Consider the following 26746-nt stretch of genomic DNA (forward strand, 5'->3'; position numbering starts at 1 on the left):
GGCGGCGGGCACGGTTCCGCCCGGCGGGGACCGGGTGCTCAGAGCCCTGTTGGATCCCTCGCCTTCGACGGCGCCGACGACGCCGTACGGCTGCCGTACAGCGACCGACTCCCCCTCGGGACAAAGGACTTCACGGCATCGCTGTGGCTGCGCTACACCGCCACGACCGGCGAGCAACCGCTGCTGTGGATGGGCGGGATCGGCAACACGCAGCCGCAGGTGTGGCTGCGCGGTGAGCCCGCGTCGAACCGGATCACCGGGCTGATCACGGCACGCAACGGCGCGGCGGCCCCGGCCTCCGCCTCCGTGCGCACCACCGGCGCGTACAACGACGGCCAGTGGCACCACCTGGCGCTGCGCCGCGGCGGCGGACAGCTCACGCTGTTCGTCGACGGTACGGCGACCGGCACCGCGGACGTGCCCGGATCGGTCAGCCGCAACTCGCCGTTCGGGGTGCACATCGGTCAGCGGATGGACAGCCGGGCGTACTTCACCGGCGCGATCGACGAAGTGCACGTCTGGGACCGGGCGTTGAGCGACGCGGAGATCGGCGGGCTGCGCGCCGGCAGCCGGGCGTCGATGCGGGACACCGTCCTGTGGCTGCCCATGGACCAGGTGCGCGGCAGCCACTAACGTCCCGTCCGTGCCCGACGACGCACGCGCACGACGGCAGACAGGGACCGGGCTGGGGATCATCCTGGCCCTGGTCTGCGCGGCCGTGCTCCTCACCGCCCTCCCCGACGACCGGGAGGGCGGCGGCACGTGCACCGCGCGCACGGTGCGGTCCTGGTCCGCGGACGCGGGACTCACGGGCGAGTTCACGCGCTACGGCGACGACCCGACGCGCACGGACGACTGGACCGGCGGCGACGGCACGCACTCGCTGCGGCTGCCGGACGGGCGGGTGCTGTGGCTGTTCTCGGACACCTATCTCGGCCCGGTGCACGCTCCGCCGAACCCGGTCGGCGAGTCGTTCGTGTGGCGCGACACCTCGGCGCCGCTGGTGCGCAACTCGGCGGTGGTGATGTCCGCCTCGGGCCGCCTGGAGCGCACGCTCGCGGCGCCCGTGTTTCCCGACCCGGGACCGCAGCAGTGGCGCTGGCCGGTGGCGGCCCGGGTCGAGCCGCGCGCGCCCGGCTCCGCGGACCGGGTCGTACGCGTCCTGCTGTGGACCCGAACGGCGGGCCGGGCGCCGTGGATCTACGGCGTGCCCACGGCCACCGAGGTCGCCACGCTCTCGCTGCCCGATCTGCGGCTGGAGGGCATCCGGACGGTCCTCGACCAGCGTTCCGTCGCCGACGCCTCGCAGCGTGTGCTGTTCGGGACGTCCGCGGTCGACGCGGGCCAGTGGACGTACGTCTTCGGCGGTGACGACCTCCAGGCCGCCTCCCGTCCCGCCTCGCGGGCGTACGTGGCCCGGGTGCCACGCGGCAGGCTCGCCGAGCCGGGCGCCTGGGAGTACTGGGACGGCTCGCAGTGGGCGGTCCGGGCGCGCCCGGAGCCGGTGCTCGGGGACGGGCAGCGCAAGGGCGTGGGCAGTGCGTTCACGGTGGTGCGCGACGGCGGCACGTACGTGCTGTTCACGATGGCCGCCGGGACCGAGGGGCTGACGACGATCACGTCGTACTGGGCGTGCTCGCCGACCGGGCCCTGGCGCGGGCCCACCCGCAGTTTCAGTCCGTCGCTGCCCGCGGGCGAGGTGGCGGCGTACAACCCGCAGGCGCACCCGGCCCTGAGCGGCGACGGGCGGCTGGTGCTGAGCTACGACGTCAACTGGCTGGACGCGACGGGCGCCGCGGCACAGGCCAACCTCAGCCGGAACGTGTCCCTGTACCGACCTCGATTCGTGACCCTGCGGCTGGAGCGCGGGTCGTAGCGGGCTCCGGGTCGCGGGCCCGGCGCTTGGCGATCACCGCGCACACCATCAGCTGCATCTGGTGGAAGAGCATCAGCGGCAGCACGGCGAGCGAGGCGTGGGCGCCGAACAGGACGCTCGCCATGGGGAGTCCGGAGGCGAGGGACTTCTTCGACCCGGCGAACTGGATCGCGATCCGGTCCTCCCGGTCGAACCCGAGCGCCTTCGCGCCGTACCAGGTGAGGGCGAGCATCACGGCGAGGATCACTGCCTCGACGACCAGCAGTCCGGCGAGGCGGACGGCGCTGACCTGGTGCCAGATCCCCTGCACCATGCCCTCGCTGAACGCGGTGTAGACGACGAGGAGGATCGACCCGCGGTCGACGAGGCCGAGGACCTTCTTGTGCCGTGCGATGAACCCGCCGATCCAGCGCCGCAGCAGCTGCCCCGCCATGAACGGCACGAGCAGCTGCAGCACGATCTTGACGAGCGAGTCCGCGGAGAAGCCGCCGCCGCTGTTGCCGAGCAGCGCCGCCGCGAGCAGCGGGGTGACGACGATGCCGGCCAGCGAGGAGAAGGAGCCCGCGCAGATCGCGGCGGGGACGTTGCCGCGCGCCATGGACGTGAAGGCGATCGACGACTGGATGGTCGAGGGGACGAGCGTGAGGAACAGCAGTCCCTGGTAGAGCGGGTGCGTGAGGAACACCGGCACCAGGCCGCGGGCGGCGAGGCCGAGCAGCGGGAAGACGACGAAGGTACAGGCGAGGACCGTGCCGTGCAGCCGCCAGTGGCGCAGGCCGTCCATCGCCTCACGGGTCGACAGACGCGCCCCGTAGAGGAAGAAGAGGAAGGCGATCGCGGCCGTGGACGCGCCCGACGCGACGTCGGCGCCCGTGCCCCGTGCCGGGAACAGGGCCGCGAGCCCCACTGTCCCGAGCAACAGCAGGATGTACGGATCGATCGGCATCCAACTCGGCCACTGCAGGCGTTTCACGGTGCTCCACTGCTCGGTTCGCTTCGTGCTGACGGTCATCCCTGGTACGCCGTCGTCCAGAGTCGGGTCGTGACCTCTCCATCGTCCTCCTCCGTGGCCCGATCGGGAATCCGTCATACCGCTCTGACTGTCATCACGATCCGCGATAACGTGACGGCATGTACGACCCGTCCCAGTTGCGTACGTTCCTCGCGGTGGCGCAGACCCTGAGCTTCACCCGGGCCGCCCGTCGGCTGGGGCTGCGGCAGTCCACGGTGAGCCAGCACGTGCGCCGCCTGGAGGACGCCACCGGGAGGCAGCTCTTCTCCCGCGACACCCACTCCGTGGAGCTGACGGAGGACGGCGAGGCGATGCTCGGCTTCGCCCGCCGGATCCTGGAGGTGCAGGAGCAGGCGGCGGCGTTCTTCACGGGGACCCGACTGCGGGGGCGGCTGCGCTTCGGCGCCTCGGAGGACTTCGTGCTGACCCGGCTGCCGGAGATCCTGGAGGGCTTCCGGTACGACCACCCCGAGGTCGACCTGGAGCTGACGGTCGAGCTCTCCGGCACTCTGCACGAGCAGCTGGCCGCCGGAAAGCTGGACCTGGTGCTCGCGAAGCGGCGGCCGCAGGACCCGCGCGGCGAACTGGTCCGGCACGACCGGCTGGTGTGGATCGGCGCGGAGCGGCTGCGCCTGGACCCCGACCGGCCCGTCCCGCTGATCGTCTACCCGCCGCCGGGCATCACCCGCGCACTGGCCATGGAGGCCCTGGAACGCCAGGGCAGGCCGTGGCGCGTCGCCTGCACCAGCGGCAGCCTGAACGGCCTGATCGCGGCGGCCCGCGCGGGCCTCGGCGTGATGGCCCACTCCCGCGGACTCGTCCCTCCGGGACTGGTCCGGGTGCCGGACCGGGCGGGCCTGCCCGAGCTGGGCGCGGTCGACTTCGTCCTGGTGCACGGCAGGCGCCGCGCCTCCGCACAGGACGCCGCGGACGCGCTGGCGGCGGCGATCCTGGCGGGCGGGGACCGGCTGAACCGGGGCTGATCGCTACCGCGACGGCGGAGGATAGGTGAGCTGTTTGACCTTGCGCAGGTACGGCGTCGTCTCGACGTGCCGGATGCCTTCCAGGCGGCCGAGTCTTCCGCTCAGGTAGGCGTACAGGCCCGCGCTGTCGGGGACGACGGCGGTCACGACGATGTTGGAGGGGCCCGCGGTCGCCGAGGCGAAGGCGACCTCGTCGTGGCCGGCAAGGGCCTCGCCGACGGCGTGGAGGGCGTCGGGGGCGGCCGTGATCCACAGACTGGCGGCCATCGGGTGGCCGAGGATCTCGGTGTCGTACTCGATGTCGATGTACACGGCGCCCGAGGCCAGCAGTGCGGCGAGCCGGCGCTTGACCGCCGACTCGGAGCGGCCGGTGGCCCGTTGGAGTTCCGGGTAGGTGGCGCGTCCGTCGCGTTCCAGGGCGGTGACCAGCGGCTCGTCCTCCGCGGCGATCCGGGCGGGCGTCTCGGGGTCCAGCGGCTCGGGGCGCAGCGCGGCGCTCTCCTCCCGCGTGAGCGCCGGGCGCTTGGCGAGCCAGCCCAGCGGTCCGCCGTAGAAGCGGTGCAGGAGCTGGTGGGCGCGGATCTCCACGATGCTCGGGGTGCGCGGCAGTTTTCCGAGCAGCAGTTCGTCGTGGTCGCCGGGGTTGCGCGGGCGGGTCATGCAGACCACCTCCGTGCCGCCGGAGGCGAGCCCGATCCAGGCGGTGTCGGGGCGCTTCGCGAGCGCGTCCGCAATGGCCCCCGCCGCGTCGGGGGCGCAGCGCAGCCGCAGCATCCACTGGTCCTGACCGAGCCGCTGGGCGTCGCGGACGGCGACGACCCGCAGGCCACCCTCGGCGCGCAGCCTGCGGTAGCGCCGCGCGATCGTCTGGTCGGAGACGCCGAGCACCGTCGCGATCCGGCTGAAGGGGGCCCGGGCGTTGACCTCCAACGCGCACAGCAGTCGCAGGTCGAGTTCATCGAAGGTGTCGGATTCCGTTTCCATCGACCCACTCCTCATCGATTTCCGTCACATTATCGCGCACCACCGAGGTGATCGTCCGTCGCGACCTCATCCTACGGAGCCATACGCATTCGCGGCACAAGGAGTTGAGGACATGCGTACATGGGGGCCGCTCACGGCGGTGTGCCTGGGGACGTTCATGTTGTTGCTGGACGTGACGATCGTGGTCGTCGCGCTGCCGGACATGGCACGGTCGTTGCACGCGTCGCTGAGTGATCTGCAGTGGGTGGTCGACGGGTACGCCCTCGCGCTCGCCGCGCTGCTGCTGGGGATCGGTGCGGCGGCCGACATTCTGGGCCGGCGCACGGTGCACGTGGCGGGCGTGGCGCTGTTCGCGCTGGCGTCGCTGCTGTGCGGTTTCGCGTCGGGGCCCGGGCTGCTGGTGGCGGCGCGCGGACTGCAGGGTGTGGGCGCGGCGGCGATGTTCGCGACGACGCTTCCGCTGCTCGGTTCCGTCTACCACGGGCGGCAGCGGTCGGCGGCGCTCGGCATCTGGGGAGCCGTCAGCGGCGCCGCGGCCGCGGTCGGGCCGGTCCTGGGCGGGCTGCTCACCGAGGGGCCGGGCTGGCGGTGGATCTTCTTCGTGAACCTGCCGGTGAGCGTGGCGTCGATCTGGCTGACGCTGCGCGTGGTGCCGGAGTCGAAGGGGCCGCGCGGGATGCGTATCGACTGGGCCGGCACGGCGACGTTCGCGGGCTTCGCGGGGGCGCTGACGTACGGGGTGGTGCGGGCCGGATCCGACGGCTGGACGTCGACGGTCACGACGGCCTCGTTCGCGCTCGCGGCACTGAGCCTGACGGGCTTCGTGCTCGTCGAACGCCGGGCGGCCCATCCGCTGCTCGACCTGTCGCTGCTGCGCAAGCCCGCGTTCGTGGGCGTGATGGCGGGCGCGCTCGCGTTCAACGCGGCGGCGTTCGGTGTGATCCCGTACCTGTCCATCTGGATGCAGACCGTCCTGGGCATGAGCCCGGTGCGCGGCGGGCTCACGCTGCTCCCGCTGACGGGCGCGGCGGTCGTGGTCGCGATCCTCACGGGCAAGCTGCTGCACGGGGTGCCGGCCCGGCTGACCATAGGCGGCGGGCTGCTGCTGATCGGAGCGGGCGCCTTCTGCCAGGCCGTGCTGGACGCGGGCACGAACTGGACGATGCTGGTACCGGGGATGGTCCTGGTGGGGATCGGCACCGGGTTCGTCTCCCCGTCGATCGCGGGCGCCGCGCTGGCCGCCGTGCCGCAGGAGCGGTCGGGGATGGCCGGCGGCGCGGTCAACACGGTCCGGCAACTGGGGTACGCGCTGGGTGTGGCCGTCTTCGGCACGGTGCTGACCTCGCGCATGCAGGACACGCTCCCGCCGGGCGCGGCGCACACCCTCGCGGGCGGTGGCGCCGGGGCCCTGCGCGGCACGTTCTCCGAGCAGGCGCTGCGGGCCGCCTTCGCGTCGGGGCTCGACACGGCGTCGGTGGCCGCGGGTGTGACGGGCATGATCGCCGGCGCGCTGGTACTGGTGTTGGTGCGGACACCGCGGGCCGCGGCGGGCCCGGCGGGCACCGAGGCCGCGTCGGACACGTCGAGGGCGTCGGACACGTCGGCGGCGAAGGCGACGGCGCCTCACGGATGACAGCGGCGGGTTGAGAGGTCGGGCGTCTCGGCAACCGGAAGTGGAATCTCCACGTCCGGTATCCGGGGCGCCGCGCACCGTAATCGGGTCGCGCAGATTCCGTGGAGATTGCGCCACCGAAACATACGCGACGGTAAGGAATTCTGTCCGGCCCTTCCCCATGTGAGCGCATTTTCTCGGCTGACCTGTGCATATTCCGGACGTTCGGACGTTCCTTCACCCCTCCCGCACGCCAGCCCGTTGAGGTAGCTTTCACGGCGCTGTGCTGAGCGCCACTAGGAGCGGGTTTGCGCGAGTTCACCAACCCTCCACTGGCGTCGCCGCCGCCGGTGGGCGGCCTGGCCGACGTCGTGTTCGACCATGCCCTCGAAGACCCGCTGTACATCGCCCTCGGCCGCAAGGACGAGGGCGGCCAGTGGCGCGACGTGACCTCCGCCGAGTTCCGCGACGAGGTCCTCGCCCTGGCCAAGGGGCTGCTCGCCCACGGGATCCGGTTCGCGGACCGGGTCGCGATCATGTCCCGTACGCGCTACGAGTGGACGCTCTTCGACTACGCGCTCTGGACGATCGGCGCCCAGGTCGTGCCGATCTACCCGACCTCCTCCGCCGAGCAGGTCTTCTGGATGCTGCACGACGCGCAGGTCTCCGCGGTCATGGTCGAGCACGAGGACCACGCGATGACCGTCGCCACGGTCGTCGACCGGCTCCCGCACCTGCACCAGCTCTGGCAGCTCGACGTGGGTGCCGTCCAGGAGCTGTACGAGGCGGGCGCCGGCATCGACGACGAGGTGGTGCACCGGCACCGGCGGGCCGTCACCCCGGAGTCGATCGCGACGATCATCTACACGTCCGGCACCACCGGGCGCCCCAAGGGCTGCGTGCTCACCCACGCGAACTTCATGTTCGAGACGGACACCGCCATCGACCGCTGGGAGCCCGTCTTCCACTCCAAGCGCGGCGACGAGGCGGCCACCCTGCTGTTCCTGCCGCTCGCCCATGTCTTCGGGCGGATGGTGCAGGTCGCGGCGATCCGCGGCAAGGTCAAGTTCGGCCACCAGCCGCAGCTCAACGCGGCCGCCCTGCTGCCCGACCTCGCCGCGTTCCGGCCGACGTTCGTCCTCGCCGTGCCGTACATCTTCGAGAAGGTCTTCAACGCCTCCCGCCGCAAGGCCGAGAAAGAGGGCCGCTCGGGCCCCTTCGAGAAGGCCGTCGACGTCGCGGTGCGCTACGCGGACGCCGTGGAGTCGAAGGCCTGGGGCATCGGCCCCGGCCCCTCGGCAAGCCTGCGGATGCAGCACCAGTTCTTCGACAAGCTCGTCTACTCCAAGGTGCGCGCCGCTCTAGGCGGCCGGATGAAGCACGCCATGTCCGGCGGTTCGGCGATGGACCGGCGGCTCGGGCTCTTCTTCGCCGGCGCCGGAGTGACCATCTTCGAGGGGTACGGCCTCACGGAGTCCACGGCGGCCGCGACCGCCAACCCGCCCGAGCGCACCCGGTTCGGCACCGTCGGCCAGGCGCTGCCCGGCACCACCGTGCACATCGCGGACGACGGCGAGATCTGGCTGAGCGGCGGCAACGTCTTCCAGGGCTACCTCAACGACCCCAAGGCCACCGACGCCACCCTGCACGACGGCTGGCTCGCCACCGGCGACCTGGGCTCCCTCGACGAGGACGGCTATCTCACCATCACCGGGCGCAAGAAGGAGATCCTGGTGACCTCCGGAGGCAAGAGCGTGTCGCCGGGCATCCTGGAGGAGCGGGTGCGCGACCATCCGCTGGTCGCCCAGTGCATCGCGGTCGGCAACGACCGGCCCTACATCGCGGCGCTGGTCACCCTGGACTCGGAGGCCGTCGAGCACTGGCTGCAGATGCACGGCAAGCCGCAGCTGACCCCGTCGGAGCTGGTGCGCGACCCCGACCTGGAGACCGAGGTGCGACGCGCCGTCGTCGCCGCGAACACACTGGTCTCGCAGCCCGAGTCGATCCGTACGTTCCGGATCCTGGCCCATCAGTTCACCGAGGAGCACGGCTTGTTGACGCCCTCGCTGAAGCTGAAGCGGAAGGCGATCGAGAAGGCCTACGCCGACGAGGTGCAGGCGCTCTACCAGGCGTAGACCTCTGACCTGGAACACCGGACCGCCAGGCCTTCTCTGACGGTCCATCATTTCATGGTGCGTCAGATATTGACGGGTCGTCAGATCCAACCGACACTTTCGCAGGGCCGAGGCCCGGGGGTGTCCCCGGAAGGCAGGGCCCGACGGAGGGGGACCGACCGTGTCGCGACCGATCCGCACCATCGCCGGCGTCGTGGCCGCGCTGCTGCTCGCAGGCGCCTGCAACTCCGCTGCCACTGACAGCAGTTCGGGCAAGGGGGCCGGTGGCTCCGTGCGCGGGGTCACCGGTGACTCCATCAAGGTCGGGGGCATCGTCTCGATGACCACCGCCACCGGGTACTCGAAGAAGGACACCGATCTCGGGGCCAGGGCGCGGTTCGACCGGGCCAATGCGGAAGGCGGGGTCAATGGACGGAAGATCGCCTATCTGGGGGCGCAGGACGACGGGCAGGACCCGGCGAGGAACCTGGCCGCCGCGCGCAAACTCGTACAGCAGGACAAGGTGTTCGCGATCGCACCGATGAGCTCGACGACCTTCTCGGGTGCGGACTTCCTCCAGCAGCAGAAGGTGCCGACGTTCGGCTGGGGCACCCTGCCGTCCTTCTGCGGGCCGACGTACATCTACGGATTCGGCGGCTGCATGGTGCCGATGCCGGGCGGCACGATCTCGCAGACCTGGCCGGAGGGGCTCAAGCACGTCACGGGCGGCGCCGAGGGCAAGTCGGTGGCGATCCTCGCCAATGACAGCGACGCCGGGAACTTCGCCATCCGCACCTACAAGCAGAGCTTCGCGACGGCGGGCTACAAGGTGACCTACGCGAAGCCGTCGGTGCCCGCCACGTCGGTGCCGAGCGACTGGTCGGCGTACACGAAGGACATCCTGCGCAGCAACGGCGGAAAGGCGCCGGACGCGGTGGTCTCCGTGATGCAGACGCCGTACAACATCGGGCTGTTCACCGCGCTCAAGCGCGGCGGCTACCGGGGCGTGCTGACCGATCCGACCGACTACGACCCCTCTCTGCTCGCCAAGAGCGCCACGAAGCAGGCGCTCGACGGGGTGCACATCCTGCTGTCCTTCCAGCCGTTCGAGCAGGAGAACGCGGCGATGAAGCAGTTCAAGGCGGACATCAGGAAGGCGGCCGGAAAGGAGGTGCCGTTGAACATGCACATGATGACCGGCTATATGTCGGCCGACCTCTTCCTCTCCATCGCGAGGAAGGCCGGCAAGAACCTCACGCCGGCGTCCTTCCAGAAGGCGGCCGGCAAATTCTCCGACTCCGGCACCATGGTCGGCGACCGCGCCGAGCCCAAGGGGCAGCAGGAGTCATTCGGGTGCGGGGCCCTGGTGCAGCTGAAGGACGGCAAGTACGTCGTGTCGGCGCCCTTCACCTGCTATCCGCCGATCCCCTTCAAGTAGCCGACCGGCGAAGGTACTTGGCATGTCGGACCTGCTGGCTTTCGTCCTCAGCGGACTCGTCTCGGGCGCGCTGTACGCCCTGCTGGCGACGGGGCTCGTGCTCTCCTGCTCGGCCTCGGGGCTGTTCAACTTCGCGCACGGCGCCACCGCCTATCTGTGCGCGCTCGCCTTCTACGAGCTGCACTCCGGCCTCGGCTGGCCCGCCGTGCCGACAGCTGTGCTGCTCGTGTGCGGGGTGGCGCCCGCGCTGGGCTGGGGCCTGGACCGGCTGATGTTCCGCAAGCTGGCGCGGGTCGGCGAGACCGCCCAGATCGTCGCCACCATCGGGCTGTTGGTGGCGCTGCCCGCGCTCGGGCTGTGGGTCGTGGAGCTGCTGGAGGACGCGGGCGTGTCCGTCCGGCCCGCCGAGAACCAGTTCGGGCTGCCCGGGGTCGGACCGAGTCCTGCGAAGTCCTGGCAGCTGATGGACGGCGTGGGCGTCGACTCCGACCAGCTGATCACCTGGCTGGCCACGGCGGTGGTGGCCGTCGGACTGTGGATCCTGCTGCGGCATACACCGCTCGGACTGCAACTCCGTGCGGCGGTGGACAACCGGTCGCTCGTGGAGCTGCGCGGGATCAGCGCCGACCGGCTGTCGTCGATCGCCTGGATGCTGTCGTCGGGACTCGCCGGCCTGGCCGGTGTCCTGGCCACCCCGCTGCTGGGCCTGTCGGCCCACGACTTCACCCTCTTCCTCTTCGTGTCGGCGACGGCTGCCGTGCTCGGCCGCTTCGCGTCGATCCCGCTCGCCTTCGCGGGCGGCCTGGGGCTCGGGGTGCTGCAGAACCTCGTCGCCGGGTACGCCACCTTCGCCGAACGCGTCACGGGATTCCGTACGGCGGTCCCGTTCCTGATCCTCTTCGCCGGGCTGCTCGTGCTGACACGGCGCCGGCGTACGGCGGGGACCGCGGCCACGGACGCGCCGCCGGCCGACTCTCCGACAGGCAGGTCCTGGATACGGCGCTGGGGCCCCTGGACGGCCGCCGGGCTGCTCCTCGCTGTCGCCCTCTACACGGTCACGACCCCGTTCTGGAGCGGCCTGCTCGCCCAAGGCCTGGCCCTTTCCCTGGTGTTCGTGTCCTTCACGGTGGTGACGGGGCTCGGCGCGATGGTGTCGCTGGCGCAGGCCACGTTCGTGACGGGCGCGGCGCTGGTCGCGGGGCTGCTGATGAGCCACGGCTGGCCGTTCGTGGCCGCGGCGGCCGCCGGCACGTGCGCGGCCGCGCTGCTCGGCGCGCTGGTCGCCCTCCCGGCGCTGCGGCTCGGCGGCCGCTCCCTCGCGCTCGCCACTCTCGCGCTCGCCTTCCTCGCCGACCAAGTCCTCTTCCAAATGGGCTGGTTGAGGAACGGTGACACCGGCTGGGCGATCCCGCGTCCCGTCTTCGGTCCGGTGGACCTGAACGACGACCGGGCGATGGGCCTGGCGATGATCGTGCTGGTCGCCCTGGCCGTGGCGTCGCTCAGCGCGTTGCGGAACTCTCCGTCCGGGCGGGCCATGCTGGCCGTCCGCTCGGCGCCCGCCGCGGCGATGGCCTCCGGCGTCTCCGTCGTCCGCACCAAGCTGATGCTGTTCACGCTCTCCGCCGGGCTCGCCGGCTTCGGCGGTGTGCTGTACGCGTCGTACAGCACCCGCGTCACGGCGACGGACTTCACGGCGATGACCGGCCTGATCTGGCTCGCGGTGGTCGTGGCGGCGGGTGTGCGGCGCCCCCAGTTCGCGGTGGTGGCCGGGCTCGTCTACGCCGTCATACCGCACCTCGTCTCCGACTACGTGACCGACTCCGTCCACCTCCCGGTGATCCTCTTCGGTCTGGCGGGCCTCGCCCTGGCGAACGACCCGGACGGGTACTGCGCCGCCGTACCGACACGTCGGCACCGAAGGCGAGTTGCGGCGGCGAGCCCACGCCCGGCACCGGAACAGCCCGCCGCCGCGAAACCGTCCCCCGAGGCCGCACTCGAACTCCGGGGCATCCGTGCCGGATACGACGGCGCCCCCGTCCTGCACGGCGTCGACCTCGCCGTACGCCCGGGCGAGATCCTCGCCCTCCTCGGCCCCAACGGCGCGGGCAAGTCCACCACGTGTCAGGTCGCCGCCGGGCTGCTGCGCCCGCTGGAGGGCCGGGTGTACGTCGCCGGGCGCGACGCCACCCGCGAACGGGCCGTCGGCCGGTCCCGGGGCGGGGTGCTGCTGGCCCCCGAGGGACGCGGCATCTTCCCGGCCCTCACGATCGAGGAGAACCTCGCCCTGCACCTGCGGGAGAAGAACGACCGGGACGGCGTGTACGAGCGCTTCCCCGGGCTGGTCGCGCGGCGCAGCGTTCCCGCCGGGTCGCTCTCCGGCGGCGAACAGCAGATGCTCGCGCTCGCGCCGCTCCTTCAGCGCCCGCCGAAGGTGCTCGTCGTCGACGAGCCGTCGCTCGGGCTCGCCCCACGCGTGGTCGACGAGGTGTTCCGGCTGCTCGTCGAACTGAGGGAGGCCGGGACGGCGCTCCTGCTGGTCGAGGAGAAGGCGACGGAGGTCCTCGGGGTCGCGGACACCGTCGCCTATCTCGCGCAGGGTCGGGTGGCCTGGTGCGGCCCGCGCACCGAGGTGCAGGCGGACCGGCTGACGGAGGCGTATCTGGGCATCGGGGCAGGACGGCCGGAGCCGGCGAAGCGACAGGGGCCGTCGGCCGAGGGGGTGGTCCGTCCATGAGCGACGCACCCGTACTGGAGGCCGTCGGGGTCGGCGTCCGCTTCGGCGGCATCCGCGCCCTCGACGGCGTCGGCCTCGCGCTGCGCCCGGGCGAGATCTGCGGACTCATCGGGCCCAACGGCGCCGGGAAGACAACCCTGTTCGACGTCCTTTCGGGCATCCGCCGCCCCGACGAGGGCCGCATCCTGCTCGACGGCGCGGACATCACCCGCCGCTCCCCCGTCTGGCGCGCCCGGCACGGCATGCGCCGCACCTTCCAACGACAGCAGCTGTTCGGCCAACTCACCGTGGCCGACAACCTGGTCGTGGCCCAGGAATGGCACGGCGGCGGTGGCGGCCTGGCCGCGGACCTGCTGGCGTCGCCCACTCGACGCCGACGCGAGAGCAAGCGCCGCGACCGTGCGGCGGCCGTGCTCCGCGACTGCGGACTCGACGGACTGGGCGAGGTGTACGCCGCGGCTCTTCCGGTGGGCCGGGCCCGGATGGTGGAACTGGCGCGCGCGGTGGCGGATCCGCCCAGGGTGCTGCTCCTGGACGAACCCACCTCCGGAATGACCGACGACGAAACCCGGCGCCTGTCCTCTGTCATCCGTCAGCTGGCAGCCGAGGACGATTGCGCGGTCCTCCTCGTCGAGCACAACGTCGCCTTCGTCATGCAGCTGTGCGCTCGCGTCGTCGTCCTCGACCTGGGCCGGGTCCTCGCCGAGGGCACGGCCGCCGAGGTGCACGCCGACCCGAAGGTCAGGGACGCGTACCTCGGCGCCGCGCCCGCTAGTTGACGCTCACCCGGAAGATCTTGTCCGAGCCGTCCGCCGCTCCTCCGTTGTTGTCGCAATTGGTGGTGGAGAGCCAGAGCTGGTCGGCGCCGGGCACCTTGGTAACGGTGCGCAGGCGGCCGTAGGTGCCGACGTAGTACGCGGTGGGGGTGCCGACGCTTTCGGTGTCGCCGGTGATGGGGATGCGCCAGAGGCGTTCGCCGCGGAGGGAAGCCATGTAGATGACGTTGCGGACGATGGCGATGCCGCTGGGTGAGGCTTCGGAGACGTTCCAGGTCTTCTTGGGGTTGGTCATTCCGGCTGTGCTGCACGTGCCTTCGCAGATCGGCCAGCCGTAGTTGGCACCGGGCTTGATGAGGTTGAGTTCGTCCTTGGAGCTGTTGCCGAACTCGGCTTCCCAAAGGCGGCCGTTGCGGTCGAAGGCGAGGCCCTGCGGGTTGCGGTGGCCGTAGCTGTAGACGTAGTTGCCGAAGGGGTTGCCGGGGGCGGCCTTGCCGTCCGTGGTCATGCGCAGGATCTTGCCGTTGAGCGAGTTCTTGTCCTGGGCGAGGTCGGGAGTCTGCGCCTCGCCGGTGGAGACGTACAGGTAGCCGTCGGGGCCGAAGGCGAGCCGTCCGCCGTTGTGGTAGCGGCTCTTCTTGATGCCTTGGAGGAGGACGGTGTAGCCGCTGAGGGAGCTGCCGTTGTAGGTCATGCGGACGACGCGGTTGCCCTCGGAGGCGGTGTGCATGAAGTAGACGTAGTGGTTGGTGGCCCAGTTGGGGTCGACGGCCACGCCCAGCAGACCGCCTTCGCCGTCGGTCGTCACGGCGTTGGGCACGGTGCCCACCTGGGTCTTCGTGCCGTCCTTGGCGACCTTCCAGACGCGGAAGTCGTCCCGCTCGGTGACCAGGGAGGTCTGGCCGTCGGGCATCCAGTAGGTGCCCCACGGGATGGTCAAGCCGGTGGAGATGGTGGTGATGGAGGACGGGACGCCGCCGTCGGTCGAGCAGGCCTGGGTGGTGAAGGTGACGGTGTTGCTCTGCGGGGAGGTGTTCCCTGCGGCGTCGCGGGCCACCGCGTTCAGGGTGTACGGGCTGTTGCAGGCGAGGCCGGTCAGCGTGGTCGACGTGCCGGTGACGGACTTGTAGACGGTGGTGCCGCTGCGCACGTCGTAGCCGACGACCGCCTTGTCGTCCGTGGAGGCGCCCCAGCTCAGGTCGGCGCTGGTGGCGGTGACGTTGGCGGCGGTCAGTGTGCCCGGCTTGGTGGGCGGGGTGGTGTCGGAGCTGGGCTTGGTCGTGCAGTCGACGGCCGGGCTGGCCGGTGAGGTGTTGCCGGACGCGTCCCGGGCGATGACGGTGAGGTTGTAGGCGGTGTTCGGCGTCAGACCGGTGAGGTTCTTCGAGGTCACGTCGCCGGCGGCCTCGCCGATCTTGTTGCCGTGTTCGTAGAGGTCGTACGCCGTCACGCCGACGTTGTCCGTGGAGGCGTCCCAGGTCAGCGTGAGTGCGTCCTCGCCGATGTTCGAGCAGCTGGGCTGACCGGGCCGGGTGGGTGCCTGGGTGTCGGCCGCCGCGCCGACGCTCAGTCTGTCGAGGTTGGGGCCGCCGGCAGCGGTCGTGGCGGTGGCGCGGATCTTGTTGGAGCCCGCGGTGAGCTGTGCGTTGAGGGTCTTGGTCGCCCAGGTGTCCCAGTCGGTGGTGGCCGGGAAGGAGACGCCCGAGGCGACGACCGTGCCGTTCACGGAGATGTCCATCGGGCGGTCGGTCGTGGTGCCGTTGGCGTACCGCAAGGCGAGCGACGCGCTGCCCGCCGAGGCGGCGCTCACCGTGAACTCCACATACGAACCAACGACGTTGGTGTAGTCGACGAAGCCCGTGCCCGTGAAACCGGTGTGGTTGGTGGCCACCGCGCCCTGCGAGATCGTGGCGTCCTCGGCCTGGTGGTCGGTGGTGGCCGCGGCGAGCTCGAAGTCGAGGTAGTCGGTGTTGGGGAGACCGCCCGAACCGGTGGCGGTGAGGCGGATCTTGTTGCTGCCCGCGTTCACCGGGACGGTCAGCGTCGAGGTGGTCCAGGCGTCCCAGGTGGTGGTGGACGGGAAGGAGTACCCGGACTTCACCACCGTGCCGTTGACCGCGATGTCCGCCGGGCGGTCGGCGGTGGTGCCGTTGGCGTGGCGCAGGGCCACGGTGGCGGTGCCCGCGGACGTGGCGTTGACGGTGAACTCGACGTAACTGCCTGCCGCGTTGGGGGTGTTGAGGAAGCCGGCGCCGGAGTATCCGGCGTAGTTGCTGTCCACGGTGGAGCCCGACGTGTAGGCGGCGCTCTCCGCCTCGTAGCGTGCGGGCGCTGCCGAGGCCGACTGCGGTACTGCCTGGACGAGTCCGGCACAAAGGAGCACGACCGCACCGATGGCGATCCTCCTCAGCCGGACTCTGGATGGGGTGGCGCTGCGCATCTGAACCTCCGTCAGATCCGAAAGGGTTACACGTGAGTGAGGGAGATCAGGGCGCCCAGTAGTTGCCGGACGCCACGATCATCGACTGGAGCTGGACGCTGCCGCCGTAGTAGAGCGAGGAGTTGATCGCCGTGCCGGCGAGCTTGTTCCAGAGGGCGTCCAGCCAGACCTGCGAGCCGGAGTCGGTCATGGCCGTGACGACGAAGGGCGCGGTGAACGCCATGTCGTGCCCGCTGTCGAACGCCGAGCCGTTCAGGTGGTAGCCGGTGACGATGCTGTCGGGGCTGCCGCCGGTCTTCGCCTTGATCCAGGAGTTGAGCTTGCGCGCCGAGGCGAGGGAGGCCGCGTCGCCGCCGGTGACGGCGTCGACGCCGATCCGCCACGGGTCACGGCAGGCGTTCCAGCCGTAGTCGCCGTCGTTGGGGCTCTCCAGGACCTCGCCGCTCGCGGGCTTCGGGGTGCCGTTCGTGTTCACGACGAAGTCCGCCAACAGGCCGGTGCCGGAGGCGTAGTTGGCCTGTTGCTGGGTGATCAGGTTCTGGTGGGCGGTGCGGATGGTGTCCCAGGCGGTGTCGCCGGTGGCGCGGCGGAAGGCCCGGAAGTGGTCGAGCATCCAGTCCGACGAGCGCGTCATGTAGTAGTACTGGTCGCCCGAGGAGGACCAGTCGCCGAGCTTCGTCAGATGCGTGCTCGGGTTGACCTCACTGGCCTTGATCGCGTTGATGTGCTTGGTCGCCAGGTCCTTGTAGTTGTACGTGCCCGCACTCCCCCACTGCTTGTCGGCGAGCAGCAGTCCGTACGCCACGTCGAGGTCGCCGTCGGTCGCCGAGTCGGAGCCGTCGACGGACTTGCAGGAGGAGTCCTGCTCGGCCGCGAGCAGGTTGGAGTTGTGCACCGACGGGTGCGCCAACATGTACTTGACCAGGCCGTCGAAGATCTTCTTCGCGTCGGGGTCGGCGCCGGCCATGAACGCGCTGACGACCATGCCGTAGCCCTGCCCCTCGGCGACGTAGGGGTGGTCTGCGTCGGGCGAGATGACCTCGTACCAGCCGTTGCCGCAGTTCTCCCGCACGAAGGCGGACTTCCAGGCGGTGTACTTGCTGACGACCGCCTGGTCGAGGGTCGCCTGACTGCCCGAGGGCTTCAACATCCCTGTCGTGTACGGGAATTGGTGGCTGCCGAACGGGACGGCGGGCCCGCTCGTGCTGGGCGCACCTACGGTGGTCCTGTCGAGGTTGGGTCCGCCGTTGGCGGTGGTCGCGGTGGCGCGGACCTTGTTGGCGCCCGCGGTGAACGACACGGTGACCGACTTGGTGGCCCAGGTGTCCCAGTTGCCGGTCGGCGCGAAGGACACGTTCGAGGCCACGACCGTACCGTTCACGGAGATGTCCATCGGGCGGTCGGTAGTCGTGCCGTTGGCGTACCGCAGGTCGATCGCGGTACTGCCCGCCGAGGCGGCGCTCACCGTGAACTCGACGTACGAGCCGGCGATGTTGGTGTAGTCGACGAAGCCCGCGCCCGTGAAACCGGTGTGGTTGGTGGCCACCGCGCCCTGCGAGATCGTGGCGTCCTCGGCCTGGTAGTCGGTGGCCGCCGCTGCCGTCCCGGCTGTCGTCAGGCCGAGCAGGGGCAGTGCGAGGGCCAGGGCGGTGCCCCAGGCCAGGGCGCGTCTGCGATGCGTGAGTTTCATGATCGCCCTTTCTCAGCCCGCGTACTGGGCGAAGACCTTGAGGTAGTCGTACGGCTGCTGGGAGACGCCGCTGCACGCGTCGCCGTCGGAGCCGGAGCCGCAGGCCCGGTCACGGTTGACGGCCCAGTAGGTGAGGCGTGCGATGTGGTGCTGTTGGGCGTAGGCGAGCATGGTCCGGAAGTCGGAGATGCGAACGAGCTCGCCGGAGTCGTCGGTCTTGCCGTTCATCGACGAGAGGCCGATGTGCGCGTACGCCGTCGTGTCGCTGTAGCCGTACGCGGACTTGACGCGCCCCTTCAGGCCTTCCATGGCCTGGGTGGTCAGCGTGCCCATGTTGGTCGTGCCGCCGCCGAAGTCGAACGGCATGATGCACCAGATGTCGTTGGCCAGACCGGAGTTGGCGCCACGGTTGATCATGTCGACGCCTGTCGAGTCGGGGCCGCTGGTGGTGGTGCCGAAGGTGATGACGGTCCTGAGGCCGGAGTTGTTGGCCTTCACGATCTTCAGCGCGTCGATCACACGCTGGCGGACGGTGGCGTTGCCCCACTCGGTGTTCTCGATGTCGATGTCGATGACCTTGAGGTGGTAGGCGTTGATGACCTTCTGGTAGGCGCCCGCGAGCGAGGAGGCACTGCTGCACTTCTCGCCGAGCTTCGCGCCGCTCCAGCCACCGAAGGAGACGATCACGTCACCGCCGGCCGACCGGATCGAGTTGATCTTCGACTGGTCGTCGCCACCGGTCAGCGGGCGCGAGCCGTCCCAGGCGGGGTTGCAGGAGCCGTCGGAGAGGATGAAGGCGAGGGTGAACCACTTGACGCCGGTCGCCGACATCACGGAGGTCGGGCTCTGCGGGTTGCCCCAGCCGAAGTACTCGTACGGCGCGACCGCAAGGCCGGGGGTGCCGACGGGGGTGCTGCCGAGCGTCAGTTCGTCGAGGTTGGGTCCGCCGCCCGCGGTGGTCGCGGTGGCGCGGACCTTGTTGGCGCCCGCGGTCAGCGAGACGGTGACCGACTTGGTGGCCCAGGTGTCCCAGTTCGCGGTGGGCGCGAAGGACACGTTCGAGGCGACGACCGTGCCGTTCACGGAGATGTCCATCGGGCGGTCGGTGGTCGTGCCGTTGGCGTAGCGGAAGGTCAGGGTCGTCTGACCGGCGGCCGCCGCGTCCGCCGTGAACTCGACGTACGAGCCGGTGATGTTGGTGTAGTCGACGAAGCCCGTGCCCGTGAAGCCCGTGTGGTTGGTGGCCACCGCGCCCTGTGAGATCGTGGCGCTCTCGGCCTGGTAGTCGGTGGCCGCGGCCGCCGCGCGGGCCGACGGGGGCGAGGCGAACAGCAGGGAGAGCAGCAGCCCGAACAGGGCGGCGAGGACCACGCCGAGACGGCGTGGGGGTGCGAGGGGGTGCACGTGGATCTACCTCCAGGAGCGGTGAGAGGGACGGGGAAGCGGTGCGGTGCGAGGGATGGGGAAGCGGTGCAATGTGAGGGTGTTAGGAAGGGTTCCTAACCTTTGATGGGCACACGTCCCCGCCTGCGAGAACGCGGGCGGGGAGGTGCGGGGACTGTCGGTGGCAGGCCTCAACTCCGGTCGAGCGCGTCCACGTTGGGCGCGCCGTTCGTGGTCGTGGCCGTCACCCTGATCGTGTTCGTACCCGCCCTGAGCGGCACCGTGAGCGTCGAGGCCGCCCAGGTGTCCCAGCTCCCCGTGCCGTTGAAGGCGCGGTTCGCGGAGACGACGGTGCCGTTCACGGTGACGTCCATCGGGCGGCCCACGGTGGACCCGTTGGCGTACCTGATGGCCACCGAGGCGTTGCGGGCGGTGGCCGAGTCCACGGTCCACTCGACGTACGCGCCCGCCGCGTTGGCCGTGTTCACGAAGCCGGTGCCGGTGAAGCCGAGGTGGTCGGTGTCGACGGTCGAGCCGGACGTGGTGCCCGCCTGCTCCGCCTGGTAACGCACCGTCCTGGTGCCGAGCGGGGCCACCCGGATCAGCCGGGCCTCGCCCGGCCGCAGGGTGGCGCTGTAGGTGTCGGCGACCGTGCCCTTGTCGGCCCCCGACCAGAGGTCCGTGACCTGACCGGAGCCGGTGAATCCGACCTGCGACCAGTTCACCGTCGCCGTCGAGGAGCCGGACGTACCGGTGTTGAAAAGCGCGACCACGAAGTCCCCGGTGTCCTCGCGCTTGCTCCAGACCTGGTTGACACCGCTGGAGACGATGCGCCCCGCCGCGTATCCGTCCTGGTCGACGGCGATCAACCGGTCGTTGGTGAGCATCGCCGTGTCGACCGGGTCCAGCTGGGTCAGGTCGGTGCCGAGCAGCAGGGGCGCGCCGGCCATCGACCACAGGGTGAACTGCGAGCGCCGCTGGTCGGCGGTGAGTCCGGCCTGGTCACCGTTGCCGATCTCCAGGGAGTCCAGGTCGTTCCAGCCGCCGGGGCCCGCGTACTGCTGCCAGTTGGCGGCCGAGGTGAAGCGGGTCGTGACGTGGGACCAGTCGGTGAGCGGATAGCCGCTGCCGTTGGGGCCCGACCCGCAGTAGCACTCGACGTCGCCCTGGGTGCGCCAACTGTTCGCCAGGGAACGCCAGGTGGGGGCGTCGGCGATGGCGAGGTTGTTGGAGAGGGCGTAGTTGATCGGACGGCCCGTGGCCCGCAGCGCCTTGTCCCAGGCCCGTACGTCGGGGACGTCCTGACTGCCGACGCCGTCGATCTTGAGATAGTCGACGCCCCACGAAGCGAACTGCCTGGCCCAGGAGTTGACGAATTCCTGGGCGCCGGGTTTCGCGTAGTCGATGTAGTACATGTTCTTGCAGTTGTAGTTCTTCTCCAGCGTCGAGGTGTCCGCGATGTCCGCCGCGTGGTACGAGGTGCCCTCGATCGGGGTGTTCTTCAGGACGGCGTTCTTGGCGATGCCCGGGGTGACGTAGAAGCCGAACTTCAGGCCCTTGGAGTGGACGTAGTCCGCCAACGCCTTGATGCCGGAGGGGAATTTGGCGGAGTCGACGGTCCAGCGGCCGTAGGAGTCGACGACGAAGCCGTTCGAGTCGCACTTCTGGTAGAAGTCGTCGAGGTTGACATTCACGAAGCCGTGCCGGTCGAGGCCACTGGACACCAGTGCGTCCGCCTGCGCCTTGATCTTGTCCTCGGTCGGCCAGCGGCGCACGAAGCTCCAGCTGCTCCAGCCCATCGCGGGCCGGATGGACTGACCGTTGCCGGAGGCGGCGGCGGGAGGGGCGGTCAGCAGCGGGATCGCTCCGGCGATCAACACGCCCGCGAGGGCGAGGAGTACGGCTCTGAGGTGTCTCATCACTTCGCCACCCCCGGTGCGGGCGTCGCGTACGACGTGCCGATCCATGCCTCGTCGATCCGCAGCCGCTTGTAGCGGGTGGTGTCGGTGGACGCCGCCCAGGTCGAGTCGACTTCGAGGCGTACGTAGCGGGCGTTGGCCGCGGTGATGTCGATGCCCTTCATGCCGCGGGCGCTGGGCAGTTGGCCGCTCTTGACCGCACTGCCCCAGGTGGAGCCGTCGTTGCTGAGGAACACCTTGTAGTCCTTGATTCGCGCGGACTGCTCGGTGTCGGAGCGCGCGTAGGCGACCGAGTCCTCACGCTGGTTAAGGCCGAGGTACTGCACCCGCTTCGAGCTGCCGAGGTCGAAGGTGAGGGTGACCGGCAGCGTCTTGTTGCTGTCCCAGTAGCTGAGGTAGCTGCCGTCCGCGGCGGCCGGGGCGCCGTGCCCGCTCGCCGACGCGGCTGCGCTCATCGTGTACGAGGAGGCGGGCAGGATGCCCTGGCGTCCGGCCGTGGTCACCTTGAAGACGGTGTCGTACGGGTCCCAGCTGCCCAGCCCGTTCAGCGTGAGGACACCGCCGGACTGGGACCAGGAAATGGCCGCCCCTGTCCGCAAGTTGGTCACGGACGCGATCCGGTAGCCGTTGTCGCGGATGCGCAGGGTGCTGGTGGACGGCGGGGTGAGGACATGGACGTACTGCCGGCCGGGGTCGGTCTTGCTGATCGTGGTGACTCCGTGGGCGCCGTCGTTCCAGAAGCCGGGCTTGAGGCCGCCGTACATGTAGCCGCCGCCCTCGACTCCGTGCAGGGACTCCCGGATGGGACCGAGGTAGGAGTTCGCGAAGTTGTTGAAGGACTCCTGGTTGGACGGGAACTTCCCGTTGACCTGGGCTGTTTCCGCCATCAGCGCCTTCACGGACGAGCCCGCGTTGGTGACGAGCCGGCCGAGGGTGAGCATGCGGTCGACGCTCGGGTTCGAGCCGTCGTACCACCAGGCTCCGCTGGACGGCAGCTTGAAGTCGGCCTCGGTGAGCCGGGGTTGGGCCGTGTAGACCGCCTGCGGGTAGTCGTACGACGGGGTCATTCCCGTCTTCTGCTCGTTGCTGATCATGTCCATGATCGGCGTGTCTTCGTTGTTGTTGCTGATCGTGTAGCTGGGTCGCTTCTGGTAGATCTGCGCGTAGAGGTCGTGGCTCTCCCAGTACGCGTTGTCGTTGTCGATCCAGAAGCCGCCGAGCGTCGGGTAGCGGTCCATGACCTCGAAGAAGTTGTCGTACGAGAACCGGCCGAACCCGTCACGGGTGGTGAGGTCGACGTTCGTGCCCTTGTAGGCGGAGTACGCCGCCGAGTCCAGCCACTCGTGGCCGCCCTCGTTGTGCCACTGGGGGTCGTCGGTCATGTAGAGGATGACCTTGAGGCCCTTTGCGGAGGCCGCGGTGATGAGTTCGCCGAGGAAGTCGCGCTTGGTGGCGCAGCTGCCGGGGATCGCCGAGGGCCAGGGGCGGGCGTAGCCGAGGCGGCTGTGAAAGGTGGCGAGGACGAGGTACTGGACGTGCAGTTTCTGGGCCTCCTGCACCCAGTAGTCGGGGGTCCAGCCGCCGTTCGTGACGTCGTTCTCCCAGGCGGAGCAGCTGGTGTGCTGCGGTGCGGTGCGCTCACCCCAGTGCAGGAAGAGGCCGCCGGTCGAGGCGCGCAGGAAGTCCTGGCGGGGGTTCTGCAGGTCCGCGTGTGCGGGCGAGGGCAGCAGCAGCGCGCCGAGGAGGAGCGCCACCACCGCGATCAGGCGGGCGGTCAGTCGTCTGCTGGACAGTCGTCCGCCGGTCGGTCGTCTGCCGGTTCTGGTCATGCCGGCACCTCCAGGTAGTCGATGTTGGGGCAGCCGTTCGCGGTGGTCGCCGTCGCGCGGACGGTGTTCGCGCCCGCCGTGAGCGGGACGGCGACGCCGATCGTGCGCCAGGTCGTCCAGTCGGGCGCCGGCGGGAAGGAGACGCCGGATGCCACGACCTGGCCGTTGACGGTGATGTCCATCGGCCGGTCCGCGGTGGTGCCGTTGGCGTAGGCGATCGCGACGGTCTTCGTTCCCGCGCTCGCCGCGTTCACATTCCACTCCACGTATGCGCCGGCCGCGTTGGCGGTGTTCACGAAGCCGGTGCCGGAGTAGCCCGCGTGGTCGGTGTCGACGGTGCTGCCCGTCGAGTACGTGGCGCTCTCGGCCTCGTGCCGCGTACCGGGCGGCGGTGTGGTGCCGCAGTCCTGGCTCGACCCCGACGCCGACAGCCGCAGCGCTCCGCCGGTCGTGTTGTGGCTGTCGGCGACGCAGTGGCCCGACACGGTCTGGAAGCCGATGTCGAAGGGGCTCGTGCTGCCCTTCTGCGCGGTGAACCGGGTGAACTTCACCGAGCTGCCCGCATTGGCGATGACCGCCGGGCGGCCGTCGTTCGCCGCGAACCGCACCGAGCTGTCGGTGAAGGTGACGTGGTCGGCGTTGTGCAGGTACCAGCCGTACGCGGGCCGGGTGCCGATGCTGTTGGGGTTGTAGTTGGTGGGGTCGTTGCTCGGCACGGCGGTGGACATGGTGCCGTTGCCGCCGGGCACGGTGAGGTCGACGTTGGTGAAGGTGACACCACTGATGTGGTTCGGGCTCGACTCGCCCCACAGGGTCGGGCTGAAGGAGGGGCTGGAGCCGGTGGCGGTGATGTCGTCGTAGGTGACGTTGCTGATGGAGCCGACGCCCGGGTTGTTGCCGCAGCGTTTGCGGGTGCCGATCTTCTGCGTGATCGGCGAGTGGACGTCTTTCATGGTGATGTCGCGGTAGTGGATGTCGGAGATCCTGGCGCCGTCCATGGAGACCATGCCGAGCCCGGACTTGTTCGAGCCCTCGATACGGATGTGCTCGAAGCGGTAGTCCGTGAAGTCGCCGCAGGTCTCCGAGCCGAACATGAGCGCGTTGCAGCACACCGCCGAGAGGTACGAGTCACTCACCCGGCCGGGGCCGTTGGGCAGTTTGGCGCCCAGCGCGTAGTCGCTCTTGAAGACCAGTGCGTCGTCGTTGGCCTTGATGTTTGCGTTGGTGACGGTGACGTCGGTCGTGCTGATGATGTTCCAGCCGTCACGGTCGGACGCGGTGTCGATGGTCAGGTGGTCCGAAGTGACGTTCGTACAGCCGTTGATGAGAGCCGCGAAGTGGCCGCCGCGGCGCAGGGTCAGACCGTCGCCGATGCGCAGGCCGTTGCAGCGGGTCAGTGAGATGATCTTGTCGGCTTCGCCGGAGGACGGGTTGCCGGTGATCAGGTTGCCCTGGCCGTCGATGACGCCACCACCCACGAAGGCGATGTTGGTCAGCCGGTCGCCGTAGATCATCGCGTTGTGGAAGTGGCTGTGCCCGTAGTCCTGGTACTGGTCGTAGGGGTTGGTCTCGGGCGGGTCGTACGTGTCCGCGCTGGAGCCCTGGAGTGTGGCGCCCGTGTCGACCTGGAGCGTCACGTTGCTCTTCATGTGGAGCGTGTTCTTGGACTTGTACGTCCCGGGTGAGGGGAGTTGGACGGTGCCGCCGCCGGCCGCGTTCGCTGCGTCGACCGCCTTCTGGACGGCGGGCGTGTCATTGGTGGAGCCGTCGCCCTTGGCGCCGTAGTCGCGCACGTCGAAGACGGCGGTGCCCGCCGTCGGTGCCTGGGGACTCGCGACGGCCGGGGGCTGGGACAGACCGAGGACGACGAGGAACCCGAGAAGGGTCAGGGAGAGTGCTCTGCGTGCCGTGCTTCTCATGTCGGCCTCGTCTCACACCAGTTGGTAACCGCGGAGGTTGGTGAGGAGCAGATAGCAGTTCTGCAGCCAGCCCGAGGTGTCGCCGAGGGAGCGGTAGATGCCCCACTTCGGCCGCACCCGGTCGCCGAGGAAGGTGTCCACGCCTGACTTCGACTTGTCGATGACGGTCGTGCCTCCGCTCTTGAGGATCCAGCGCACGGAACCCGAGGTGCCGTCGCCGACCTTGATCTGGAAGTCGACGTCCGTCCACTTGTCGTGCAGCGGGTCCAGGCCGGCCCGGCCGATCAGGGTGTCGGTGAGGGCGAGCTTCAACTCGATGGTCTGGGCGCCGTTCACGCGTCGCAGCGACTGCACGACGATCGGCGAACTTCCGGTCCCCGGCTGCTTCATCTGCATGATGTGGGTGAAGCTGGTGGTCGCCTTGAGGGAGCTGGGGATGTACATCGAGTACGTCACCCGCCAGGTCTGGCCCGGCAGCCACTTCAGGTAGTTCGAGCTGCTGGTGCGCAGGCCCGTGACCTCCTGGCGTTGCCGATCGGTCATGGTGTCGCGGTCCACCGTGTGCATGTTGAACCGCCAGTTGTCGCCCTCCGGGTGGATGTGCGGGTGCCCGGCGGGGTGCGAGTCGGCGCGGTCGTCCTCGATCGTCTCGAAGGCGCCGAGCCCGTTGCCGCCCGCCGTCGGCGACCACTTCAGCTGCCAGCTCGCCGCATGCGCGGGACTCTGCAGCCCTGCGGCGGCCGCGGTCCCGGCGAGTGCGGCGCCGATCACCTTCCGACGGGAGGGCCCTTCGTACGGCCCGTGCAGTGCGCTCATCTTCCCTCACCTCGCCCGGAGTTGTTCGTTCATGATCAGGAAGGCGCCCAGACCGTGGAAGTCGTTGGTCGCCCGGGTGCGGCCCACGTAGTAGGCGTAGTCGCCGACGTTGGTGCCGATGGAGATGTCGGTCAGGTTGGTCCGGCCGTCGGAACCGAGGGAGACCTTCGCGAGGACGCCCTGGTAGCCGCGCTGGGCGACGGTCGCGTAGTGCGCGTCGAGATAGCCCTTCTGGGCTCCGCGCGAGAGGGCGTACGTGAACATGCTGGAGCAGGATGTCTCGGTCCAGTTGTCACCGCGGTCGCCCTTGTCCATCACCTGGAACCAGCGTCCGGTGGCCGGGTCCTGGTAGCGCTCCAGGCCCACGGCCAGCTTCTTCAGGATGGTCACAAGGGCGGCGCGGCGGGGATGCGAACTCGGCAATGCGTCCAGGACGTTGACGATCGCCATCGAGTACCAGCCGACGGCCCGGCACCAGTGCTCGGGCGCCAGACCGGTGCCCGGGTCGGACCAGCTCGCGGTGCGCGACTCGTCGTAGGCGTGCTTCAACAGGCCGTTCCCGACCTGGAGATGGCTGCCGTAGACGTAGAGCTGCTTGGCCGCTTCGTCGTCGGCGTACGTCGCGTCGCCGAACTCCCTGCCGTACTCGACGAGGAACGGGTTCACCATGTAGACGCCGTCCGCCCAGAGTTGGTGGGCACGGCTGTCGGAGTCGGCGTGCCAGAAGCCGCCGTCCGAGGTGCGCGGGTAGGTGTCGAGGCGGTCGCGGATCTTCTTGGCCGCGATGCGGTAGCGGTCCTGGCCCGTCTCGTGGTGCAGGATCGTCAGCAGCCGTCCGGCCTGCATGCTGTCGAGGTTGTTGAAGCTCTGACCGATCGCGCCGTCACTCGCCACGAAACGGTCGACGTAGCTCTTGATGTACGAGAGGTAGCGCGGGTCATGGGTGCGCTGGTACGTGAGGTACTGGCCGTAGAGATACAGGCCGACGGGGTACGACCAGCCGCCGATCGTGGTCGGCGAGTAGCGTGCCGTCGTCGACTCGATCATCGACACCGACCAGTCCTCGGCGGGCGCGGGCTGCCCCACGCTCAGCGAGTCGAGGTTGGGCCCGCCGTTCGCGGTGACGGCGGTGGCCCGGACGGTGTTGGCGCCCGGCCGGAGCGCCGCGTCGACGGTCCGGGTCTCCCAGCCGGTCCAGGAGCCGTTGCCCGGGAAGGAGAG

General features: G+C 70.0%; 18 protein-coding genes. 8 read left to right on the forward strand and 10 right to left on the reverse strand.

Going from position 1 to position 26746, the window contains the following annotated elements; all coding sequences use genetic code 11:
* The coding region (locus ABZS97_RS16890; protein ID WP_356138377.1) for a LamG domain-containing protein at window positions 1–633 on the forward strand (633 nt) is incomplete at its 5' end.
* Window positions 634–643: 10 nt separating this feature from the next.
* Entirely contained in the window at window positions 644–1876 is a 1233-nt protein-coding gene (locus tag ABZS97_RS16895) for a hypothetical protein (RefSeq protein WP_356138379.1), read from the forward strand.
* Here the strand turns inward: ABZS97_RS16895 and ABZS97_RS16900 are convergent.
* Entirely contained in the window at window positions 1812–2822 is a 1011-nt protein-coding gene (locus tag ABZS97_RS16900) for a bile acid:sodium symporter family protein (RefSeq protein ID WP_356138470.1), read from the reverse strand. The genes ABZS97_RS16895 and ABZS97_RS16900 overlap by 65 nt on opposite strands.
* 185 nt (window positions 2823–3007) lie before the next feature.
* Between ABZS97_RS16900 and ABZS97_RS16905 the strand changes: the two genes are divergently transcribed.
* Window positions 3008–3871: a LysR substrate-binding domain-containing protein gene (locus tag ABZS97_RS16905; RefSeq protein ID WP_356138381.1), complete on the forward strand. Its 864-nt coding sequence runs from the start codon at window positions 3008–3010 to the stop codon at window positions 3869–3871.
* A gap of 3 nt (window positions 3872–3874) precedes the next feature.
* Here the strand turns inward: ABZS97_RS16905 and ABZS97_RS16910 are convergent, their stop codons facing one another.
* Window positions 3875–4855 carry an AsnC family transcriptional regulator gene (locus ABZS97_RS16910; protein ID WP_356138383.1) on the reverse strand — a complete coding sequence of 327 codons (981 nt, stop codon included), beginning with the start codon at window positions 4853–4855 and terminating at the stop codon, window positions 3875–3877.
* Between the two features lie 112 nt (window positions 4856–4967).
* Here ABZS97_RS16910 and ABZS97_RS16915 point away from each other — a divergent pair, with 112 nt between their 5' ends.
* From ABZS97_RS16915 to ABZS97_RS16935, 5 genes are all read left to right on the forward strand, one after another.
* On the forward strand, window positions 4968–6488 hold the full coding sequence (locus tag ABZS97_RS16915; protein WP_356138385.1) for an MFS transporter: 1521 nt from the start codon (window positions 4968–4970) through the stop codon (window positions 6486–6488).
* A 287-nt stretch (window positions 6489–6775) separates the two neighbouring features.
* The gene (locus ABZS97_RS16920) at window positions 6776–8602 is read left to right on the forward strand and encodes an AMP-dependent synthetase/ligase (protein ID WP_356138387.1); all 1827 of its coding nucleotides are present in this window, start codon (window positions 6776–6778) and stop codon (window positions 8600–8602) included.
* Between the two features lie 160 nt (window positions 8603–8762).
* Window positions 8763–10019 carry an ABC transporter substrate-binding protein gene (locus tag ABZS97_RS16925; RefSeq protein ID WP_356138389.1) on the forward strand — a complete coding sequence of 419 codons (1257 nt, stop codon included), beginning with the start codon at window positions 8763–8765 and terminating at the stop codon, window positions 10017–10019.
* 22 nt (window positions 10020–10041) lie between these two features.
* Window positions 10042–12753 carry an ATP-binding cassette domain-containing protein gene (locus ABZS97_RS16930; protein ID WP_356138391.1) on the forward strand — a complete coding sequence of 904 codons (2712 nt, stop codon included), beginning with the start codon at window positions 10042–10044 and terminating at the stop codon, window positions 12751–12753.
* Complete coding sequence (locus ABZS97_RS16935; RefSeq protein ID WP_356138393.1) at window positions 12750–13532, forward strand: ABC transporter ATP-binding protein; 783 nt, start codon at window positions 12750–12752, stop codon at window positions 13530–13532. Before ABZS97_RS16930 ends, ABZS97_RS16935 begins: the two co-directional genes overlap by 4 nt.
* Here ABZS97_RS16935 and ABZS97_RS16940 read toward each other — a convergent pair.
* The 8 genes from ABZS97_RS16940 to ABZS97_RS16975 form a co-directional block, all read right to left on the reverse strand.
* The gene (locus ABZS97_RS16940; RefSeq protein ID WP_356138395.1) at window positions 13525–15912 is read right to left on the reverse strand and encodes a PQQ-dependent sugar dehydrogenase; all 2388 of its coding nucleotides are present in this window, start codon (window positions 15910–15912) and stop codon (window positions 13525–13527) included. The two genes, ABZS97_RS16935 and ABZS97_RS16940, sit on opposite strands and share 8 nt — an antisense overlap.
* Window positions 15913–16015: 103 nt before the next feature.
* Window positions 16016–17659, reverse strand: a complete 1644-nt coding sequence (locus ABZS97_RS16945; RefSeq protein ID WP_356138397.1) for a glycosyl hydrolase family 8 — start codon at window positions 17657–17659, stop codon at window positions 16016–16018.
* A gap of 12 nt (window positions 17660–17671) precedes the next feature.
* The gene (locus tag ABZS97_RS16950; protein WP_356138472.1) at window positions 17672–19069 is read right to left on the reverse strand and encodes a carbohydrate-binding protein; all 1398 of its coding nucleotides are present in this window, start codon (window positions 19067–19069) and stop codon (window positions 17672–17674) included.
* Between the two features lie 164 nt (window positions 19070–19233).
* Window positions 19234–20961, reverse strand: coding sequence for a carbohydrate-binding protein (locus ABZS97_RS16955; protein WP_356138399.1), 1728 nt, complete (start codon window positions 20959–20961; stop codon window positions 19234–19236).
* Window positions 20961–22790 carry a discoidin domain-containing protein gene (locus tag ABZS97_RS16960; RefSeq protein ID WP_356138401.1) on the reverse strand — a complete coding sequence of 610 codons (1830 nt, stop codon included), beginning with the start codon at window positions 22788–22790 and terminating at the stop codon, window positions 20961–20963. Before ABZS97_RS16960 ends, ABZS97_RS16955 begins: the two co-directional genes overlap by 1 nt.
* A complete protein-coding gene (locus ABZS97_RS16965) occupies window positions 22787–24709 on the reverse strand; it encodes a glycosyl hydrolase family 28 protein (protein ID WP_356138404.1) in 1923 nt (640 codons plus the stop codon). Before ABZS97_RS16965 ends, ABZS97_RS16960 begins: the two co-directional genes overlap by 4 nt.
* Window positions 24710–24721: 12 nt before the next feature.
* Complete coding sequence (locus tag ABZS97_RS16970) at window positions 24722–25525, reverse strand: Tat pathway signal sequence domain protein (RefSeq protein ID WP_356138406.1); 804 nt, start codon at window positions 25523–25525, stop codon at window positions 24722–24724.
* A 6-nt stretch (window positions 25526–25531) separates the two neighbouring features.
* Window positions 25532–26617 carry a glycoside hydrolase family 88 protein gene (locus ABZS97_RS16975; RefSeq protein WP_356138474.1) on the reverse strand — a complete coding sequence of 362 codons (1086 nt, stop codon included), beginning with the start codon at window positions 26615–26617 and terminating at the stop codon, window positions 25532–25534.
* Window positions 26618–26746 lie beyond the last annotated feature (129 nt).

It is taken from the genome of Streptomyces sp. NPDC005485, assembly GCF_040606085.1.
Taxonomy (GTDB): Bacteria; Actinomycetota; Actinomycetes; order Streptomycetales; family Streptomycetaceae; genus Streptomyces.